This is a genomic window from Faunimonas pinastri (assembly GCF_900110915.1).
Lineage (GTDB): Bacteria > Pseudomonadota > Alphaproteobacteria > Rhizobiales > Afifellaceae > Faunimonas > Faunimonas pinastri.
Map to the genome: position 1 here is coordinate 89,016 of NZ_FOFG01000001.1, position 19,173 is coordinate 108,188.

17 protein-coding genes and 1 tRNA gene are annotated in these 19,173 nt (G+C 66.4%); 9 read left to right on the forward strand and 9 right to left on the reverse strand.

The annotated features are described in order from the left end of the window. Positions 1 to 51 precede the first annotated feature (51 nt). Positions 52 to 1,215, forward strand: a complete 1,164-nt coding sequence (gene mnmA, locus BMY25_RS00440) for a tRNA 2-thiouridine(34) synthase MnmA (RefSeq protein ID WP_092494629.1) — start codon at positions 52 to 54, stop codon at positions 1,213 to 1,215. Positions 1,216 to 1,265: 50 nt separating this feature from the next. Here the strand turns inward: mnmA and BMY25_RS00445 are convergent, their stop codons facing one another. Beyond that, positions 1,266 to 2,471, reverse strand: coding sequence for an AI-2E family transporter (locus BMY25_RS00445; RefSeq protein WP_092494631.1), 1,206 nt, complete (start codon positions 2,469 to 2,471; stop codon positions 1,266 to 1,268). Between the two features lie 136 nt (positions 2,472 to 2,607). Between BMY25_RS00445 and BMY25_RS00450 the strand changes: the two genes are divergently transcribed. The 4 genes from BMY25_RS00450 (at position 2,608) to BMY25_RS00465 (ending at position 3,898) form a co-directional block, all read left to right on the forward strand. Then, the gene (locus BMY25_RS00450) at positions 2,608 to 2,925 is read left to right on the forward strand and encodes a hypothetical protein (protein WP_143061840.1); all 318 of its coding nucleotides are present in this window, start codon (positions 2,608 to 2,610) and stop codon (positions 2,923 to 2,925) included. A gap of 4 nt (positions 2,926 to 2,929) precedes the next feature. Next, positions 2,930 to 3,391: a phage holin family protein gene (locus BMY25_RS00455; RefSeq protein WP_092494634.1), complete on the forward strand. Its 462-nt coding sequence runs from the start codon at positions 2,930 to 2,932 to the stop codon at positions 3,389 to 3,391. Positions 3,392 to 3,497: 106 nt separating this feature from the next. Further along, positions 3,498 to 3,656, forward strand: a complete 159-nt coding sequence (locus BMY25_RS00460; RefSeq protein ID WP_092494635.1) for a DUF3309 family protein — start codon at positions 3,498 to 3,500, stop codon at positions 3,654 to 3,656. Positions 3,657 to 3,821: 165 nt separating this feature from the next. Beyond that, a tRNA-Met gene (locus BMY25_RS00465) sits at positions 3,822 to 3,898 on the forward strand. Between the two features lie 209 nt (positions 3,899 to 4,107). Here the strand turns inward: BMY25_RS00465 and BMY25_RS00470 are convergent. The 7 genes from BMY25_RS00470 to BMY25_RS00500 form a co-directional block, all read right to left on the reverse strand. Next, on the reverse strand, positions 4,108 to 6,306 hold the full coding sequence (locus BMY25_RS00470; protein WP_177176637.1) for a TonB-dependent hemoglobin/transferrin/lactoferrin family receptor: 2,199 nt from the start codon (positions 6,304 to 6,306) through the stop codon (positions 4,108 to 4,110). A 238-nt stretch (positions 6,307 to 6,544) separates the two neighbouring features. Then, positions 6,545 to 7,942, reverse strand: a complete 1,398-nt coding sequence (locus BMY25_RS00475) for an aspartate ammonia-lyase (RefSeq protein ID WP_092494637.1) — start codon at positions 7,940 to 7,942, stop codon at positions 6,545 to 6,547. Positions 7,943 to 8,018: 76 nt separating this feature from the next. After that, complete coding sequence (locus BMY25_RS00480; RefSeq protein ID WP_238858066.1) at positions 8,019 to 9,659, reverse strand: GMC family oxidoreductase; 1,641 nt, start codon at positions 9,657 to 9,659, stop codon at positions 8,019 to 8,021. Beyond that, on the reverse strand, positions 9,652 to 10,293 hold the full coding sequence (locus BMY25_RS00485) for a gluconate 2-dehydrogenase subunit 3 family protein (protein WP_092494639.1): 642 nt from the start codon (positions 10,291 to 10,293) through the stop codon (positions 9,652 to 9,654). Before BMY25_RS00485 ends, BMY25_RS00480 begins: the two co-directional genes overlap by 8 nt. Further along, on the reverse strand, positions 10,290 to 11,258 hold the full coding sequence (locus BMY25_RS00490; RefSeq protein WP_092494640.1) for a hypothetical protein: 969 nt from the start codon (positions 11,256 to 11,258) through the stop codon (positions 10,290 to 10,292). Before BMY25_RS00490 ends, BMY25_RS00485 begins: the two co-directional genes overlap by 4 nt. A 7-nt stretch (positions 11,259 to 11,265) precedes the next feature. Continuing rightward, the gene (locus BMY25_RS00495) at positions 11,266 to 12,372 is read right to left on the reverse strand and encodes an enolase C-terminal domain-like protein (protein WP_092495115.1); all 1,107 of its coding nucleotides are present in this window, start codon (positions 12,370 to 12,372) and stop codon (positions 11,266 to 11,268) included. A gap of 10 nt (positions 12,373 to 12,382) precedes the next feature. Then, entirely contained in the window at positions 12,383 to 14,173 is a 1,791-nt protein-coding gene (locus BMY25_RS00500) for a thiamine pyrophosphate-requiring protein (protein ID WP_092494641.1), read from the reverse strand. A gap of 248 nt (positions 14,174 to 14,421) precedes the next feature. On the opposite strand from BMY25_RS00500, the gene BMY25_RS00505 reads away from it, so the two are divergent. Beyond that, positions 14,422 to 15,588, forward strand: coding sequence for an MFS transporter (locus BMY25_RS00505; RefSeq protein WP_238858067.1), 1,167 nt, complete (start codon positions 14,422 to 14,424; stop codon positions 15,586 to 15,588). 9 nt (positions 15,589 to 15,597) lie between these two features. Here BMY25_RS00505 and xth read toward each other — a convergent pair whose 3' ends face one another. After that, positions 15,598 to 16,368, reverse strand: coding sequence for an exodeoxyribonuclease III (xth, locus tag BMY25_RS00510; protein ID WP_092494643.1), 771 nt, complete (start codon positions 16,366 to 16,368; stop codon positions 15,598 to 15,600). Between the two features lie 178 nt (positions 16,369 to 16,546). On the opposite strand from xth, the gene BMY25_RS00515 reads away from it, so the two are divergent. From BMY25_RS00515 to BMY25_RS00525, 3 genes are all read left to right on the forward strand, one after another. After that, positions 16,547 to 17,494, forward strand: a complete 948-nt coding sequence (locus BMY25_RS00515) for an ABC transporter substrate-binding protein (protein ID WP_092494644.1) — start codon at positions 16,547 to 16,549, stop codon at positions 17,492 to 17,494. Between the two features lie 84 nt (positions 17,495 to 17,578). After that, entirely contained in the window at positions 17,579 to 18,352 is a 774-nt protein-coding gene (locus BMY25_RS00520) for an ABC transporter permease (protein WP_092495116.1), read from the forward strand. Further along, positions 18,349 to 19,131, forward strand: a complete 783-nt coding sequence (locus BMY25_RS00525; protein WP_092494645.1) for an ABC transporter ATP-binding protein — start codon at positions 18,349 to 18,351, stop codon at positions 19,129 to 19,131. Before BMY25_RS00520 ends, BMY25_RS00525 begins: the two co-directional genes overlap by 4 nt. The last annotated feature ends 42 nt before the right edge of the window (positions 19,132 to 19,173 follow it).

Here is a 19,173-nt window from a genome sequence, read left to right on the forward strand (position 1 = left end):
GGGGCGCCGTTTCGGTATGATGCGAACCTCTCGAAGCATCGTTGAAGCGCAATGGATATAGATCTCGGACTCCCCGGAACGCGGGCTGAAACGCGCGTTGTCGTCGCCATGTCGGGCGGCGTGGATTCTTCCGTGGTGGCCGGTCTTCTCAAACGCGCGGGCTACGACGTGGTCGGCGTGACGCTGCAACTCTACGATCACGGCGCGGCGGTGCACCGTTCTGGGTCATGTTGCGCCGGCCGCGATATCCACGATGCGCGCCGCGTGGCCGAGCAGCTGGAAATTCCGCATTACGTGCTGGACTACGAATCCCGTTTCCGCGAGGCGGTGATCCAGCCTTTCGCCGAGAGCTATGCGGCCGGCGAAACGCCGGTGCCGTGCATCTCGTGCAACCAGACGGTCAAGTTCTCCGATCTCCTCGGCACCGCCCGGCAGCTCGGCGCCGCGGCCATGGCGACCGGGCATTACGTTCGCTCGGCCGGCGTGAACGGGAAGCAGGCGCTGTTTCGCCCGGTCGATCTCGACCGCGACCAGAGCTATTTCCTTTTTGCCACCACGCAGGAACAGCTGAATTTCCTGCGTTTCCCGCTGGGCGGCCTGACGAAGCCGGAGACGCGTGAACTCGCGCGCGAGTTCGGCCTCTCTGTGGCGGAAAAGCAGGACAGCCAGGATATCTGCTTCGTGCCGCAGGGCCGCTACACCGACATCGTGGAAAAGCTGAAGCCGGAAGCGGTGCAGCCGGGCAATATCGTCCATATCGACGGCAGCGTGCTCGGGCGCCACGAGGGTGTCATCAACTACACGATCGGCCAGCGTCGGGGCCTCGGCATCGCCTCGTCCGCCCCGCTCTTCGTGATCCGACTGGATGCGAGCCGGGCGGAAGTGGTGGTCGGCCCGCGCGAGGCGCTGGGAACGCGGCTGGTGAGCCTGCGTGCCTTCAACTGGCTCGGCGACGAGGACCTTTCGACGACGGAGCGGCTGGAAATCCCGGTCTTCGCCCGCGTGCGCTCGACGCGGCCGCCCGTGCCGGCAATGCTGGTGGTGGCCAACGGGGAGGCGAGCGTCAACCTGTCCGAAGCCGAAACGGGCGTCGCGCCGGGACAGGCCTGCGTACTCTATGACGACGACAGCGCCGGCGCCCGGATACTCGGCGGCGGGACGATCGTCTCGCGCAAGTCGGCCGCCGAACTCGTCTCCCGCCGCAGCGCCGCCTGAGAGTTCGCTCCGGCTCGCGCCGGCATCCGGCTGGCTTTTGACCGGAAAGCCTACTCCGCCGCGCTGGGCAGGCCTTCCTCGCCCCCCACGCTCCCCGGCACGTCGACGCCCTCCTCCTGCCTGCGCATGAGGCCGGGCACCGTGCCGGCCGGCAGCATGTGCGTGAGCACCACGGCCATCACGATCAGGATGGGCACCGCGAGAAAGGCCCCGACAGGGCCCCAGACATACATCCAGAAGCCGATGGCCAGAAAAACCAGGAACGGGTTCAGCGTGAGGCTGCGGCCGATCGCGCTGGGTGTCACGAACTGGGACTCCACCAGCGTCAGCGCCGCGAATGCCAGCATCGGCGCCAGCCCCTGCGCGGTAGACTGGAAGCTGACCAGCCCCACCGCGAGGAGCAGCGCGCCAAGGCTCCACGGCCCGACATAGGGCACGAAGTTGAACACCGCCGCGATCGCACCCCAGAGCGCCGGGGTCGGCATGCCCAGAAGCCACATGATGATACCGGTGGTGACGCCGAGCACGATATTGATCGCGGTGATCGTCAGGAGATAGCGCGAGATGCTCTTCTCCACGTCGCGCATGATGCGGGCGGCGCGCATCTTCACGGACCGTCCGACGCAGAACATCAGGATCGTCTCGCGGATGCGCTCGCGTGTGGCGAGGTAGAAATACAGCGATCCCGCGAACATGATGATCTGTCCGATCGCCGGCGGCGCAAGGCTGATCACGCTGAAGATCATGGTGCCGCCATCCGCGACCTGCACGCGTGGCGAGGTTTCGCCGGGGGAGGTCACCTGCTGCAGGCTGTCCTGAATGCTCGTCAGGAACGACAGCGACGTTCGCATGGAATCGACCCGCTGCTTCACCTGCTCCCATATCTCCGGCGCGCGGTGGAACCAGTCGCTGAGCGGCATGCCGAAGAGCAAGGCTGCCACGTAGAGGAAGAGGCCGAGGCCGATCATCACGATCACGCCGGCCAGCGCCGCCGGAATGCCGAGCCGTTCGATCCGCACGAGGATCGGGGTCAGCATCATGCCGATCACGACGGCAAGCGCGACCGGGATCAGGAAGGTCGCCCATGCATCGATCATGTAGAAGGAGGCCGCAAAGCCCAGCACGAGGAGCGCGACCTGCGAGGAGCGCGTCATCAGCTTGCCCATGTCGTGGGTGGGGCTCGCCCGCTTCACGATCGGAAAGCTGCGGTGCGTATCGGCCCAGAATTGCCGGTAGCGATCCTGAACGGGGCGCATTCAAGGGGTCTCCAGGCCCGGATTGGGCGCGGGATAAACCTCGGCCCGGCTGCGAAGTTCCTGCAAGCCGGGAACTTAGCAAGCCGACCAACGTTAAGCGGCCCAACAGTAGTGTCCAGATAGTGAGGGGCCAGCGATGTCTGAGACGAATCTGAGTGGAATGGCTGCGCAAGCCGGGGCCGACGACGAAACCCAGCGCAAGGCTGAGGGGCTGGACAGCCAGATTTCTTCCCTCAAGTCCGAGATCGCCTCGCTCAGCTCCGCTTTCGCCGATTTCATCAAGGTCGGTGCGCGGGAGGGGCGCGAGACGCTGTCCCGCCAGACGGAGTATTACGTCGGCGAGGCCCGCGCGCTGGAAGAGGAGCTGGAAACCCAGATCAGCCGCAATCCGCTCACCGCAGTGCTCATCGCGCTCGGCCTCGGGTTCCTGATCGGGCTCCTGGCGCGTCGCTGATCCCATGTTCAACCTCCTTCGAACAGTCGGCCTCGCCTATGCCGTCGCCAATCTGAAGGAGCGGCTCAAGACGTTGGCGATCAAGGGCGTTCTCGCCGTCGTCGCGTTGATCGTGCTGCTCTACGCGCTGCTTTTCCTGCTGGTCTGCGCCTTCGCGGCGTTGTCCCACTGGGTCGGGCCGATCGGCGCCGCAGCGATCGTTGCCGCCGTTCTGATCGTCATCGCCGTCATACTGGTGGTGGTGGCGATGAAAATGGGTGCCTCGCCGGGTGGATCCTCGTCGAAGACCCAGGCTGCCGCGGCGATGCCGACCGATCAGATCCTGAACGCGGCGCGCAGTGGCTACGAGCGTATCAACAACGTGGCGCGCCGTTCCCGCAGCCGCGCTCCATGGAAGAATCCGATCTACCAGCTGGCCGGAGCCGCGCTCCTGACCGGCGTGATCGTCGGGCGCCGGCGCAAGTAACGAACATGGCCCCGCCCCAGGGCGGACGTCTCTCGGGAGGCCCACCAGGGCGGCAGTCCCTCATCATAATGCGCGAGGCGCTCGCGCTCCAACACGGAGACCTTCCATGTCGATCGGCCTTATCATTCTGATCATTGTCATCCTGCTGCTGATCGGCGTTGTGCCGTCCTGGCCGCACAGCCGCGGCTGGGGTTACGGTCCCTCCGGTATCGTCGGCGTGATCCTGATCATCCTGATCATTCTTCTGCTGATGGGCCGGATCTAAAGTTCAGCCGAGCATCCGTTTCCACCGCTCGTCCTGTCGGATGGGCGGTGGAATTCATTTGGGGCAGCTTGACGCGGCGCGTCCGCAAAAGTATATCGCCCCTCGTGCTTTGGGTATCGCTCCGGCCGCATCACAGCGGTTCGGATATTCCGCCCCAAGTCGTCTGGCAGCGTAGCTCAGTTGGTTAGAGCGTCGGACTCATAACCCGAAGGTCGGTGGTTCGATTCCACCCGCTGCTACCATCAGCCCATTCAGTTCCCGGATCTGGCAGACAGGCGAACGCCTGTCGATGCTTGCAAGCCCGTTTCCGCTGCGGGTGGGCAGGGCTCCTCCGGTTCTCCCATTTTCTCCGTTGCGCACTCCCGCCGCTCGAGCGCGGGTCTGCCGCGAGCGCGCCTGAACGAAAAGGCCGCCGGACTTGCCGACGGCCTCGCTGTTCTTCGTCCGGTCCCTAAAACCGGTAGATCGCCGAACCCCGGAAAGTCCGCCCCGGGCTGGTGAAGTACTCCTTCGCCTGCGTCGTGGAATCCGGCAGCGCGACGGCGTTGTAGTACTTCTTGTCCAGGATGTTGAACACTCCGGCCGCCAGTCGCAGGCCCTTCACCTGCTTCGGCTCCCACCACCCATTCAGGTCGAACACCGCGTAACCCTGCGTCTTGTTGAAGTCCGACGTGTCGTCCTCGACCTTGTTGCGAGCCGTGGCGGCGGTCATCGAGAGATCCGCCCCCCACGTATCGTCGGCATAGCCGAGGCCAAGGATGCCCTTCAGCGGGGGGATGGAGTTGAGGTGGATGTCCTCGTCGGTATCGCGGCCGACCGAATAGGCGACAGACGTCCAGGCGCGCCAGTGCGGGCGGAACTGCCAGTGCGCATCGACCTGCCCGCCATAGATCTGCACATGGGCGCGGTTGATGTACTCGTAGACGCCATACGGATAGCTGCCGCTGAGCCCCGCCGCGTCGGCCGTGGTGGTGATCGTGTCGATGAAGTTGCTGTAATAGTTGTTGAAGACGCTGATGCGGCCGCCCATCCGGTCGTCGCCGAGCTTCGCGCCCAGAACGTATCCGTTGCTGGTCTCCGGCTTCAGGTCGGGATTGCCGATGCTGACATAGGTGCCGGAGCCGCCATAGGTCAGGTACAGTTCCGTGGCGCTCGGTGCGCGGAAGCCCTGCGACCACTGCGCGAACAGCGTCGCGGTCGGCGCCACGTCCCATTCCGCCAGGAGCTTCGGCGAAAGCCTGGAATCGCTGGACTTGCCGGGCAGGCCCTCATAGGCGGCATTGGCCGCGTAGCTTGCCGTATCCTGCGGCTCGTCGCGATACCAGTCGAAGCGCAGGCCCGGCGTGATGCGGACGCGGTCGTCGAAGAAGCCGATCCTGTCCTGCGCGAAGAGGCCCACCGCCGTTCCGTCGACGTCAGGCATGTCCGACTGGTTCACATGCAGGAAGCTGCAACTGTAGATCCGTGCCGTGCAATTGTCGCGGCCGGCGGCATATTGCTCGGTCTCGGTGCGGATCACTTCGCCGCCCAGCGTGAACGCATGGGTCGCGGGGCCGGTGGCGAAGTTCTTCGTGAGTGAGCCCTTCAGCCCGTAGGAGTTCTCCTCCAGGTCGCTGTCGCGATCATATTCCCCGATCGGCGCAGTGAGCCGGTAGGCGGCGGTGTTGGTCTGGAGATTGACGCGCTGGAAGTAGGCGAGGAGATGCGCCTCGTCGATCGCCGCGTCGCCCTCCGCGCCCTTGTAGTCGTAGGTGGCGGAAACGCGCTTGCGCTTGCGGATCTCCTCCGTCGTATAGTCCCGGTAGGTCGTGCCCGCGCTGGTAAGCGTCTTCTCGTCCTTGTCGCGGGTGAAGACCTCGCCGGTCAGGCCGAAGACGCTGCCCTCGCCCAGATACTGGTGCAGCTTTACCAGGAAGTTGCCCTGGTCGTAATCGGCGGGATTGACCCTGGTTCGCGTGGCGCCGGTCCCGCCGATGCGGCCTTCGTTGTCGACCTCGTGGCCCTGCTTGTAGCCGCCCTGGAAGAGCACGTAGGTGTTGCCGGACTTCGCCGCGAGCGCCTGATGCACGGACCAGCTGTCGTCCGCACTGTCGGCGGTCAGCTTGGTGATGCCGCCGACGGACTTGCCGTTCTGGAGCAGGTCTTCCGGATCCAGCGTCCGAAGCGCCAGCACGCCGCCGAGCGAACCCGTGCCGAAGAAGCTGGAATCGTTGGCCTTCAGCACGTCCAGCCGCGACAGCGAGTCGAAGTCGAAGCTGTTGATGCCGCCCTCGACGCCGCGCGCGCCATCGTTCAGCCACGGCACCTGGATGCTGTCGATCGTGGTCAGCACCCGGTTTTCGTCAAGTCCCAGGATGTTGACGCTGTTGTTGCTGGAGTTGAAGTTCACGCCCGCATCTACCAGCCGGCCATAGTCTTCGATGCTCTGGACCTGCTTGTGGTCGAGCTCGTCGCGATCGGTCGTGGTGGTGAGCACAGCCGGCTTGCCCTGCGAGTCCAGGTCGAGCCTGTCGCTCGGCCGCCCGCTTTGCACAGTGATGGTGTTCAGCTCGATGTTGCCCTGCGCCGCCCCCGCGCTCGTTCCGGTTTCCTGGGCACAGGCAATGCCGGCGCCGGCCATCGCAAGGACACCGGCCGCTGCGCTGCTCAACAGCAATCTCTTGAAAAACATGGAAAGCCCCAACCCCCGTCGGAGAAAATCTGGCTGGCTCCCCGGAGGTGGCTTGCTGGGTCCGCCCGGTCACGGGTATGGCGGAACTCACGCGGCATACTTAAGTGGATAATTCTCGTCAAGTTTAACATTCGTCGTCTGCCTGCGGCGGCAGATCGAGGGGCGAGGGCCGTAGCCGCTCGCACCTCTGACGATCGAGATGCTCGAACCGATCCGCCTATTGCGGCCGGGCGAGCTTTGCCGGATCGAGCAGGTCCGCGGCCTGCGTCTCGTCGATCAGCCCGCGTTCCACCGCCAGCTCCGCCACCTTGCGGCCGAGCTTCAGGGCGTCCTTGGCCAGGCGGGCGCTTTCGGCATAGCCGATCACCGGCACCAGCGCCGTGACGATGCCGACGCTGGCGTCCAGATGCTCGCGGCAGCGATCCGCGTCCGCCCGGATGCCGCGCACGCAGAGCTCGGTCAGCGTCACCGTCGCCCGTTCCATAAGCTGCAGCGAGCTGTGGAGATTGTAGGCGATCAGCGGTTCCATCGCGTTCAGCTGCAACTGGCCGGCTTCGGCGGCCAGCGTCACGGCGAGGTCGTTGCCGATCACCTGGAAGCAGACCTGGTTCACCACCTCCGGGATCACCGGGTTGACCTTGCCCGGCATGATGGAGGAGCCGGGCTGCATTTCCGGCAGCAGGATCTCGCCGATACCGCCGCGCGGACCGCTGGAGAGAAGCCGGAGATCGTTGGCGATCTTGGAGAGCTTGGTGGCCGTCCGCTTCAGCATGGCGGAGAAGAGCACGAAGCCGCCCATGTCCCAGCTCGCCTCGACGAGATTGGAGGCGAGCACCAGCTTCTCGCCGCTGATCCCGGCGAGTTCCGCCACCGCCTCCGGGGCGTAGCCCCTGGGCGCGTTCAGCCGCGTGCCGATCGCCGTGCCCCCGAGATTGACCTCCAGCAGCAGCGGCGTGATTTCGGAAAGACGCGACACGTCCTCCCGCAGCACGGTGGCGAAGGCGGAGAATTCCTGCCCCAGCGTCATCGGCACGGCATCCTGAAGCTGCGTGCGGCCGAGCTTGACGATATCGGCGAAGGCTTCGCCGCGCTCATCGAACGCGTCGGCCAGTCCGGTGAGGGCCGTCGAGAGGGAATGCTGCGCCAGCACGAGCGAGAGCCGCATGGCCGTCGGATAGACGTCGTTGGTGGACTGCGACCGGTTCACGTCGTCATTCGGGTGAATACGGTCGTAGGTGCCGAGTTCGCCGCCGAGGCGAAGATTGGCGAGGTTCGCGACCACCTCGTTCATGTTCATGTTGAGCGAAGTGCCGGCGCCGCCCTGGATCGCGTCGATGGGGAAGGCGTCATGATGCGCGCCGCCGATGATCTCCGCCGTCACCGCCTCGATGGCGTCGGCCTTGTCGGCGGACAGGTGTCCGATCCGGGCGTTGACCCGCGCCGCCGCCTGCTTGGTCATGGCGAGTGCGACGATCATCGCGGGAAAGCGGCTGACCGGCGTGCCGGAAATCTCGAAATTATGCCGCGCCCGTTCCGTCTGCGCGCCCCAGAGCGCGTCTGCCGGCACGTCAATCGTGCCAAGGCTGTCCGTTTCGACCCTGACGGCCTCCGTCATGAGCTTTCCTCCTTGAGCGGACTGCCTGCCGCGTTTCTTCTGCGCCGCCCACCTTCTCGCAATGGCGGGTGGCTGGCTAGAGTTCGCCGCGCTTCGCCAGTGTCTCGATGCGGTCGGCCGTGCGCAGCGCGATCGCCTGGATCGTCAGCGAGGGGTTCACGCCGCCGACCGTCGGGAAGACGGAACCGTCGCAGACCCAGAGATTAGGGATGTCCCAGGAGCGGCAATCCGCGTTCACGACGCTGGTGCGGGGATCGTCGCCCATCCGCGCCGTGCCGTTCAAATGATTGGTGTCGTCCTCCTGCCGGAAGGTTTTCCTGGCGCCCCCGGCGAGCAGGTTCTGCTCCATCTGGTCGAGCGCGTGGGCGATCAGAGCCTTGTCGTTGTCGGTCCAGCTATAGGTCACGCGCGCGACGCGCAGCCCGTATTGATCGACCTCGTCGGCCAGCGTGACCCTGTTGGTCTCCACCGGCAGCATTTCGCCCACCATCTTGACGCCGACCTGATGATTGTAGAGCTCCATCTCGCGGCGGAGTTCCTCGCCCCACAGGCCGCGCGAGCCGGTCTGCACCGAGGCCCATTCCTGCGGCAGCGGACCCTGGCTCATCCAGCAATAGCCGCCGAAGAAATCCTTCCGATCCTCGTAGTTCCAGTGCTCGGTCATCGCGAGCGAGGGCGGACCCTTGTTCCAGCGGACCTCGTCGTCCATCTGGCCCCAGACGCCCTGGTTGCTCTGCGTCATCAGATACCTGCCGACCGCGCCGGATGAGTTGGCGAGCCCATCCGGGAAGCGCTCGTTGGCGGAGGCGAGCAGCAGGCGCGGCGTCTCGATCGCATAACCGGCGACCACGACGTTCTTCGCCCGCTGAAAGCGCCATTGGCCGTTCCGATGATAGTGAACCCCGGTGGCGAGACCCCGCGCGTCCGTCTCGATGCGGCCGACCATCGCGAGATCGCGGATCTCGGCGCCTGCCTTCAGCGCGCGCGGCAGCCAGACGGTAAGGGCGCTCTGCTTGGCGTTGGTGGAACAGCCGATGCGGCAGAAGCCGCGATAGACGCAGGGCGGGGATTCGCCATGCGGCGCGGACACGGTGGCGAGCGGCGTCGGCGACCATTTGTAGCCCATGGCCTCGCAGCCCCGGGCGAGCACCTTGCCGACGGCGTTCAGTTCGTGCGGGCGATAGGGATAGCGCGGCCGCTTGGGGCCCCAGGGATAGGTCACCGGGCCGGAGATCGTGAGCGCGCGCTCGGCCTGGGCGTAATAGCCCCACATTTCCCGCCAGTCGAGCGGCCAGTCAACGCCGTAGCCCAACGTGGAGCGCGCCTTGAACCATTCCGGCCGGAAGCGCAGCGACACCATCGCGTAGTGCACGGTGGAGCCGCCGACCGCCTTGCCGGAATTGTTGGCGCCCATCTTCAGCGGGTTGTCGCCGTCGACGAGCCGCTGGTCGGTCCAGTAGAGCTTGGACTGCTCCTCCTCGTCGGAAGCGAAATCCTCCAGCGGCCGGTAATACGCGCCGGCATCCATCGCCACGACGGAGAAGCCCTTTTCCGCCAGCCGACAGGCGAGGGTCCCGCCGCCCGCGCCCGTGCCGACGATGACGAAATCCACCGCCTCGTCCTCGCGGAACTGGCGCATCGGCACCCACGCACCGACCTTGAAAACGTCCGGCGCCTGGTTCCCCGTGGCGCGCGGCCCCTCGTCGATCTCAGACAATGCGGCGGTTCTCCCGTCTGGCTTTTTCTTCGCCGCCGGGATGGGCCTCGGCGGCTTCCCAGGGATCGCGCTTGTTGAAGTCCATGCGGACATAGCCGCGGGGGCTCGCCGGTCCGCCGAAGCCGATCTCGCTCCACGCGGTCGGGTGGGCGTAATAAGCGTTGGTGATGTCGGGTATGACGCGCTTGGAGAAGAAGAGGGCCGGAGGCATGTCGCCCCAGGCCGGGTTCTTCAGTTCGTCCCTCTGCATGGCGTGGAGAAGGGCGTCCTGCTCCGCCGCCGGGAGATCGGCGAAGGAGCCGCGATGCCTGTCGCTGGCTTCCGCCTGCAGCGCCGCGATGCCGCGCCGCCACGCTTCCCGCTCCTCGGGCACGCCGGCATAACGGTAGCCTTCCTGACGGTCCTCATGGAGTTTGAGATCGACATAGGCCGGCAGCGGCACCGGCGGACGATCGGACGGTTGCGGCAGGATGCGGCCGCAGATCGCCTGAACGACCGGCCATTCCTCCGCCGTGAAGAAACGCGGGCCGGGATGGACGGAGAGGCGCTTGTCCACGACCTCCCGCGTCTTCTCGTTCCAGGACTGGGTGAAGCGCTTGTCGAGAACGTCGTAGCCGGGATAGCGCTCGTTCATCGCCGATGCCTTTCGATCAGCCGCAACGCCGCCAGACCGCCAAGCGCCAGCCCGGCGAAGCTGGGCGGGGCCGGGAGCGGCGGTCCGTCCACCACGTTCTGCCGCCAGTTCTTCCAGCCTCCCATGGCGCGCGACACGCCATAGGCATGGAAGCCGACGCCGCCGACGCCGAGAATCGCGGTGACCGCCAACCAGATGCGCGACCAGCGGTGTCGCTTGCGCGGCGGGCTGACGGCGGCCTCCAGCATGAGCGCGGCCGCGACCGGCGGCATGGTGACGGGGAGCAGCATGGCCGGATTGTGGAAGGCGCCGCGGAAATGCAGGAGCCCGGCTTCGCCGACGGTGCCGAAAAGGCCGAGGCCGGTCAGCGCCGCCAGCACCCGGCTCGTGCGAAGGCCCAGGAGCTGCGGCTCGGTGCCTGCAGGCGCTTCCCGCACGCGCTCGGCCATGAAACCCATCATGCCGGACAGGGAGAGCGCGGCGGGCGCGCCGATCGGCGCGGAATAGAAGAGGTTCAGCCAGGAGAGGCCACCCGGCTCCTTGGTGACGTTGTAGAGGTGAAAGCCGGTGCCCACGATGCCGGTCAGGCCCGCCGCTGCATAGGCGGCGTCGCGCATCCTGTGCGAGCCGTGCTTGCGGGTGGTCGCGCCGTGGAGGCTCGCGGCGATGGAGCAGGCCGATACGATCAGCGGCAGGAACATCGCGCGGTTCTGGAAGTCGCCGCGATAATGCTCCACGCCGCTATCGGCAAAGACGGAGCCGCCGAGAAGTGCTGCCGCGCCATGCAGCAGCCAGGCGTCCTGCCGGTTGCTGCCGGTGCGCCGTACATGAGTTGCGGTTTCAACCGCGGCCGCGGGAGCTTTCGCCAGCGCCTTTGTCGCCCGCGCCTGCAGCATGGCGTGCGCCATATCCACGGCGAAGGAGGAAAGCGTCGGGGGAGGGGGGCGGCGTTTCAGTCCGAACATGGCGGGCTCACTGAACGAGATACTGGTCGGCGTCGGCCGTGCGGAATTCCAGCCCGAGACCGGGCCGGGAAAGGTCGGGTCGGATCGCCCCCTCCTTCGCCACCGGAGCGCCGTCGAAGAGCATGGCTTCGATGCGGACATGGTCGTGAAACCATTCGAGATGGCGAAGGCGCGGCGCGGCGCAGGCGGCGTGAAGGTGGAGAGCCGGCGCGCAATGGCCGGAGAGATCGGTATGAAAGGCGTCGCAGAGCGTGGCGGAGCGCATGAAGCCGGTGATGCCGCCGATGCGGCTGGCATCCGTCTGCTGCACGTCGACCGCATCGGCCTGCAGCATGGCGCGCACGTAATCCAGCGAGTAGGCGTATTCCCCGGCCGCCACTTCCACTTCCGCCGGCATCCGCTCCTTCAGGAGGCGAAGGCCCGGCAGGTCGTCGGAACTGACCGGCTCCTCGAACCAGCTGACGCCCTGATCGCGAACGGTTTCGGCCAGATGCAGCGCCTGCTTCGGCGTGAAGGCGCCATTGGCGTCGATGAAGAGCCCGTGCTTGCCGATGATCGAGCGAGCCAGCGCGATGCGGCGAGGGTCGTCTTCCGGGTGCGAGCCGATCTTGATCTTCACCCAGCGGCAGCCGTCGCGCTCCACCCAACCGGAAAGCTGCTCGCGCATCTCACCGTCGGAATAGGTCGTAAAGCCGCCGGAGCCGTAGATCGGCACCGCCTCGCGGAGTTGGCCGAGGAGGAGCACCAGCGGCATGTCGAGGAGCTTGCCCTTCAGATCCCAGAGCGCCGCATCGATTGCGGAAATCGCGGTTGAGGCCAGTCCGTCGCGGCCGAGATTGCGCACGGCGCGCTGCATCTCCGCCCAGGCGCGGGGTGGCGAGAGAGCGGACACGCCCTTCACCGCCTTCGCGAGGTCGCCGGTGATCAGCCCGGTGATCGAAGCGCCGGAATAGGTGTAGCCGAGGCCCGTCCTGCCGCCGGCATCCATCTCCACCACCACCAGCGTGGTGGAATCCCAGCTTTTGGTGCCGTCGGCCTCAGGCGCGTCGGTCGGGATCTTGTAGGCCCGGGCCCGGATCGCCGTGACGGGGGCTTCGATCCGGGACGGGCTCATCCCGGTCATCCTATTCCTTGTCGCCGGGCAGCACCGAGCTCAGCACCTGCCGGGCGGTGTTGACGAGGATGCCGCTTTCGTTGGGGTCCCCATGGAGCAGGGTGGAGGTGAACTTCTTCACCTGCTCCAGCGTCAGATGCGGCGGCAGCGGCGGCACGTCCGGATCTGTCTTCACCTCGATCAGCACGGGGCGGCCGGCGGAGAGCGCCTCATCCCAGGCCGGGCCGACACGCTCGGCGGTGTCGACGTAGATGCCCTTCATGCCGATCAGCTCGGCGAACTTGTGATAGGGGATGTTCGGGATTTCCTGTGACGCCTCGAACTTCGGGTCGCCTTCCATCACGCGCTGCTCCCACGTCACCTGGTTCAGGTCTTCGTTGTTGAACACGCAGATGACGAAGCGCTGGTCCGGCCATCGCTTGTGGTACTTCATGACGGTGATCAGCTCCGCCATGTTGTTCATCTGCATGGCGCCGTCGCCGACAAGGCCGATCACGGCGCGATCGGGATGGGCGAACTTGGCGGCGATCGCATAGGGCACGCAGGCGCCCATGGAGGCGAGGCCGCCGGAGAGCGAGGCCATCATGCCCCGGCGCATCTTCAGGTCGCGGGCATACCAGTTGGCGCAAGAGCCGGAATCGCTGGTGAGGATGACGTTTTCGGGCAGGCGGGGCGACAGCTCCCAGGTGACGCGCTGCGGGTTGACCGGCTTGGCCGGCTGCATGGCGCGGTCCTCCATGGTCTTCCAGCCGGAAGCCACGTTCTTTTCCACGTCCTCGCGCCAGCCGGTGTCGCTCTTCTGCTCGATCATCGGCAGCAGCGCCCGGAGCGTTTCCGCCGCGTCGCCGGTGAGGTTCACCTCCATGGGATAGCGGATGCTCAGCATGTCGGGCTTGAGGTCGATCTGCACTCCGCGCGCCTTGCCCTCTTCCGGCAGGAACTCCGAATAGGGGAAGCCCGAGCCGATCATCAGCAGCGTGTCGCATTCCGTCATCAGCTTGTAGCTGGCTTCCGTGCCGAGCAGCCCGATGGAGCCCGTCACCCACGGCAGCGCGTCCGGCAGCGCCGCCTTGCCGAGCAGCGCCTTGGCCGCCCCCGCCTTCAGCTTCTCGGAGATGGCGATCACTTCGTCGGTCGCCTGCAGCGCGCCGGCACCCACGAGAATGGCGACCTTCTTGCCGGCGTTCAGCACCTCGGCGGCGCGCTGGAGATCGACATCGTAGGGGACGATCTTCGGCATGTTCAGGCCGATGCCGGAATGCACCGTGCCGTGCTTGCGCGGCGGCTCCTCGTATTCGAGATCCTGCAGGTCGTTAGGCAGGATGATCGCCGTCACGCGGCGCTCGCCGAGCGCGATGCGGATGGCGCGGTCGACGAGGTGACGCACCTGCGCCGGCACCGTGCCGGTCTGCACGAAGGCGCCCGCCACGTCCTTGAAGAGGCTCTGCAGGTCGAGTTCCTGCTGGTAATGGCCGCCGAGCGCCGCGCGCGCCTGCTGGCCGACGATCGCCAGCACCGGCTGGTGATCCATGCGGGCGTCGTAGAGGCCGGTCACGAGATGGGAGGCGCCGGGGCCGGACGTCGCGATGCAGACGCCGAGTCCGCCGGTGAACTTGGCATAGGCGGATGCCATGAAGGCCGCCATTTCCTCGTGCCGCGCCTGGATGAACTCGATCTTGCCGTCGGCCCGTTCCAGCGCGCCGAACACGCCATTGATGCCGTCGCCGGGATAACCGAACATCCGGCGCACGCCCCAGGCATGCAGACGCTGAACGATGAAGTCACCAACGGTCTGGGCCATGGTCGCAAGCTCCGTGAGAGAAGAAAACAGGGGACGACCGTGGCGGCCGCTCGGGTTGGAGAACCAGCCAATCCTTTGTCTGTTCCAAAGCTTTGCCCGCGCACTATGCCGCAATCGGGCGGCCCGGAATTTTCTCCGGTCCGACTGGTCAAATCGAAGGCATGCCACTAAGCACGGCGTGCCCCCGCCACCCGCCGAAGCCTCCGCTTGGCGCATCGCACGGGCTGGATCCTGTCTTCGAGACCGCCGTGAAAACCGCCCGCCCGAGCCTTGCCTCGCTTCTTTCCGTCGTCGGCCTGACCTTCCTCGGCTATCTCGCCATCGGCCTGCCGCTGGCGGTGCTGCCGGGCTATGTCAGCGAAAAACTGGGCTTCGGCGTCTTCTGGGCGGGCGTGGCGATCAGTACGCAATATATCGCGACGATCCTGAGCCGCGCTCAGGTAGGGCAGCTGATCGACGTCTATGGACCCAAGCGCTCCGTGGTCCTCGGCTTCCTCGGTTACCTTTCCAGCGGCGTGCTGACGCTTGCCTCGGTCTTCGTGGTGGGGCAGCCGCTGCTCAGCCTGCTCCTGCTGCTGGCTGGCCGGCTGGCGCTCGGCATTGGCGAAAGCTGGGTCAGCACGGCGGCGATCACCTGGGCCATCGGCCTGCTCGGGCCGCGCGAAACCGTGCGCGTCATCTCGTGGAACGGCATCGCGACCTATGGCGGGCTGGCGCTTGCCGCTCCCATCGGCGCCGTGCTCGAAGCCCGATACGGTTTCGGCTCCATCGGCATCTGTACCTTCGCGATCGGCGTGGCCGGCCTGCTGCTGACCCGCGGCAAGCCCACCATCGCGGCTGTGGCGGCGCGCAGCATCGGCGCGCGCAAGGTCATCGGCCTGGTCGCGCCCTATGGCGTCGCGCTGGCGCTGGCGTCCTCCGGCTTCGGCGTGATCACGGCCTTCATCGCGCTCTATTTCGGCAGCCGGGACTGGGCCGGCGCGCCCTTCGCGCTCTCCGCCTTCGGCCTCGCCTTTATCGGGGTGCGGCTCTTTCTGGCCAATTCCGTTTCCCGCTTCGGCGGCCTGCCGGTGGCGCGGGTGTCGCTCGCCGTCGAGATGGTCGGGCTGATCGCCCTTGCCACGGCGCAGCGCCCTGAGATCGCGATCATCGGGGCGGCGCTCGCCGGCGCGGGTTTCGCCCCGGTGTTTCCTGCACTCGGCGGCGAGGCCATGTCGCGCACCCCGCCGCAGAACCGGGGCGTGGCGCTCGGCATCTATTCCGTCTTTCTCGACGTGGCGCTCGGCGCGACCGGTCCGCTCGCCGGCCTGCTCGCCAGCCGCTTCGGCTACGGCTCGCCCTTCCTGCTCGGGGTCGCGGCGGTGCTCCTCAGCCTCGCCATGAGCTTCGGCCTGCGCAAGGGCGAGGAACTCTGAAACGTCTCGTCAGCGCAGCGTGATCCAGGCCGGCGCGTGGTCGCTGGCGTTCTCCTCGCCGCGCGTCCGGCGATCGACGCCGGCATCCTCCAGCCGGTCCGCGATCCCGGCGCTGAGCAGCAGATGGTCGATGCGGAACCCGGCATCGCGCTCCCAGCGATTGCGAAGATAGGACCAGAACGTCCAGATCGGCTCGTCCGGGTGGCGCGACCTGAGCGCGTCGGCCCAGCCCTGCTCCAGCATTCGCGCGTAGGCCGCGCGCGGCTCGGGCTGCAACAGCGCGTTGTCCTTCCAGGAGCGGGTGGAATAGATGTCCGCGTCGGTCGGCACGACGTTGTAGTCGCCGGCCAGCACGACCGGCAGCCCGGAGGCGAAGAGTTCGCCGGCATGGGCGATCAGCCGCTCGAACCAGGCGAGCTTGTAGACGAATTTCGGACCGGGCTGGGGATTGCCGTTCGGCAGGTAGATCGAAGCGACGAGCACGCCGTTCACCGCTGCCTCGATGTAGCGCGCCTCGGTGTCGGCGGGATCGCCCGGCAGCGCGCGGCGTGTTTCAACGGGATCGGCGCCGCGCGCGAGGATCGCCACTCCGTGATGCCGCCCTTGGCCGCGCCAGATCGCGCCGTAGCCCGCCTGCCGGATGGCCTCGATCGGAAATGCGTTCTGCGCGACCTTGATCTCCTGCAGGCAGGCGACATCGGGCCGGGCCTCGTGAAGCCAGCGCAGCAGGTTCTCCAGCCGGCTGTTGACGCCGTTGATGTTGAAGGTGGCGATCTTCATGACGGGCGTTTCGGGGCCGGATTGCCGATATCGCAGGCTTTGGCTGGTGCGTTGTTGATCATTCTGCCCGCCCGGGATGCAAATACGGCCAGGGTATCCGGTATCTTTGTATAGACATTTGACGGGCGCACGACCGCATGTTTCCTTTCCCTCCACTATTCTGGAGAGGGGAAACTCCATGCTTGCCAAAAGGATCTCGGCACTCGCTCTCGCCTTTGCCGTCACGTCGGTCGCGCCGGCTTTCGCCGCCACCAAGGTTGCCATCGGGATCAGCGGCTGGACGGGTTTCGCCCCGCTGACGCTGGCCAAGGAGACCGGCATCTTCGAGAAGCACGGCCTCGACGTCACGCTGAAGAAGATCCCGCAGGCGAGCCGCCATCTGGCGATCGCCTCGGGCGACGTGCAATGCGCGGCCACCACCGTGGAAACCTGGATCAGCTGGAACGCGGCGGGCGTCGCCACCAAGCAGATCTTCCAGATGGACAAGTCCTACGGCGCGGACGGCATCGTCGCCAAGCCCGGCATCAAGACGATCGCCGATCTCAAGGGCAAATCCGTCGCCGCCTCCGCTCCGGGCACGTCGCCTTACTTCCTGCTGGCCTGGGTGCTGAACAAGAACGGCCTCTCCACCAAGGACGTGAAGGTGATCAACCTGGAGCCGGGCCCGGCCGCGCAGGCCTTCCTCGCCGGACAGGGCGACGCCGCCGTCAGCTACGAGCCTTACCTCTCCGCCGTGCGCGACAAGCCGGATGCCGGCCACATCATCGCGACGACGCTGGATTACCCGATGGTGCTGGACACGGTGGGCTGCACGCCAAAATTCCTCGACGGCAACCCGGATGCGGCGAAGGCACTGGCCGACAGCTACTTCGAGGCGCTGGACTACATCAAGGCGCACGAGCAGGAAGCCGACAAGATCATGGGCGCCGACGTGAAGCAGTCCGCCGCCGAGTTCGCCGATTCCGCGAAGTATCTGCGCTGGGCCGACCGCGACGCCAACAAGACCTTCTTCAACTCCGAGTTCGAGAGCTTCACCAGCACGGCCGCCGACCTCCTGATGCAGATGGGCTTGATCAAGCAGAAGCCGGACGTGGCCTCGCTGGTCGACAAGCGCTTTATCCAGTAGAGACCGAAGCCACCGAAGTGGGCCGCGCCTCCCCAGCAGGCGGCGCGGCTTTCCGATCATCGACAGGGATCGCCGTCCAGCATGTTGCGTCCGCTTGAGCCTGTCGGACGATCCTCCAGGATCGTCCTCGGCATCGCCTTCTTTGTTCTGTTCGTCGCGCTCTGGGCTTTCGCGACTTTCGGCGGCTATGTCTCCAGGACCTTCCTCGCCGACCCGCTGACCATGGTCAGCGACGGCTGGAACCTGCTGACGGTCCAGGGTTTCAGCCAGGACATCCTCGTCACGGTCGGCCGGGTGCTCGGCGGCTTCGCGCTGGCGGCCGTGATCGCCGTGCCGCTCGGCATCCTGATGGGAGCCTACAAGCCGGTCGAGGCCTTTCTCGAACCCTTCGTCTCCTTTGCCCGCTACCTTCCGGCCTCCGCCTTCATCCCGCTGCTGATCCTCTGGGCGGGCATCGGCGAGATGCAGAAGATCCTCGTCATCTTCATCGGCTCGGTCTTCAACATCATCCTCATGGTGGCGGTCGCGGTCGGCCATACGAGGCGCGATTTGATGGAGGCCGCCTACACGCTGGGCTCCAGCGACACGGGTGTCGTGCGCCGCGTGATGATGCCGGCCAATGCGCCGGAGATCGCGGAGATCCTGCGCCTCGTGCTCGGCTGGGCCTGGACCTACGTCATCGTGGCGGAACTGATCGGCTCGTCCTCCGGCATCGGCTACATGATCATCAACAGCCAGGCGCTGCTGGCGACCGGGCAGATCATCTTCGGCATCATCGTCATCGGCATAATCGGCCTGATCTCGGATTTCCTGTTCAAGGCGATCAACCGCCGCCTCTTTCGCTGGAGGTTCGCGTGAAGCTCGTCGTCGAAAACGTTTCCCGCGTCTTCCCCGGCGTTCGGGGCGGCGAGCCCGTCCGCGCGCTGGAACCGACGAACCTGCAGGTCGCGACGAACGATTTCATCTCGGTCGTCGGGCCCTCCGGCTGCGGCAAGTCCACGCTTCTCCGCATCATCGCGGGACTGGACCGGCCGAGCGCCGGGCGCGTGCTTCTCGACGGCAAACCGGTCGCCGGACCCGGCCCGGACCGCGGCGTGGTCTTCCAGTCCTACACGCTCTTTCCGTGGCTGACGGTTGCCGACAACATCGCCTTCGGCCTGCGCGAGAAGGGCTTGCCGGAGCGGCAGCGGCGCGAGATCGTCGCTTCCTATATCGACAAGGTCGGGCTGCGGGGATTCGAGAACCATTGGCCCAAGCAGCTTTCCGGCGGCATGCAGCAGCGCACGGCGGTGGCCCGCGCGCTCGCCAACAACCCGGAAGTGCTCCTCCTGGACGAGCCCTTCGGCGCGCTCGACAACCAGACGCGCGGGCTGATGCAGGAGCTTCTCCTCGGCATCTGGGAGCGGGAACAGAAGACGGTGATCTTCGTCACCCACGATATCGAGGAGGCGATCTTCATCGGCTCGCGCGTGCTGGTCATGTCGGCGCGGCCGGGGCGGATCAAGACCGACATGCCGGTCGAACTCGCCCATCCCCGGCACTACACCGTAAAGACGAGCCCGGCATTTTCCGCCCTGAAGGCGCGGCTCACCGATGAGTTGCGCGACGAAGCCGTGCACGCCGCAAACGAGCATTGATCAGGCGGGCCCTGATCGGGGATGAAGGAACGTCCGAACCGG

Coding starts and splice junctions, on each gene's coding strand:
- mnmA (WP_092494629.1), top strand. CDS start 52: ATGGATATAGATCTCGGACTCCCCGGAACGCGGGCTGAAACGCGCGTT.
- BMY25_RS00515 (WP_092494644.1), top strand. CDS start 16,547: ATGCTTGCCAAAAGGATCTCGGCACTCGCTCTCGCCTTTGCCGTCACG.
- BMY25_RS00475 (WP_092494637.1), bottom strand. CDS start 7,942: ATGACGGAGGCCGTCAGGGTCGAAACGGACAGCCTTGGCACGATTGAC.
- BMY25_RS00485 (WP_092494639.1), bottom strand. CDS start 10,293: ATGAACGAGCGCTATCCCGGCTACGACGTTCTCGACAAGCGCTTCACC.
- xth (WP_092494643.1), bottom strand. CDS start 16,368: ATGAAGATCGCCACCTTCAACATCAACGGCGTCAACAGCCGGCTGGAG.
- BMY25_RS00500 (WP_092494641.1), bottom strand. CDS start 14,173: ATGGCCCAGACCGTTGGTGACTTCATCGTTCAGCGTCTGCATGCCTGG.
- BMY25_RS00495 (WP_092495115.1), bottom strand. CDS start 12,372: ATGAGCCCGTCCCGGATCGAAGCCCCCGTCACGGCGATCCGGGCCCGG.
- BMY25_RS00460 (WP_092494635.1), top strand. CDS start 3,498: ATGTCGATCGGCCTTATCATTCTGATCATTGTCATCCTGCTGCTGATC.
- BMY25_RS00445 (WP_092494631.1), bottom strand. CDS start 2,471: ATGCGCCCCGTTCAGGATCGCTACCGGCAATTCTGGGCCGATACGCAC.
- BMY25_RS00455 (WP_092494634.1), top strand. CDS start 2,930: ATGTTCAACCTCCTTCGAACAGTCGGCCTCGCCTATGCCGTCGCCAAT.
- BMY25_RS00450 (WP_143061840.1), top strand. CDS start 2,608: ATGTCTGAGACGAATCTGAGTGGAATGGCTGCGCAAGCCGGGGCCGAC.
- BMY25_RS00490 (WP_092494640.1), bottom strand. CDS start 11,258: ATGTTCGGACTGAAACGCCGCCCCCCTCCCCCGACGCTTTCCTCCTTC.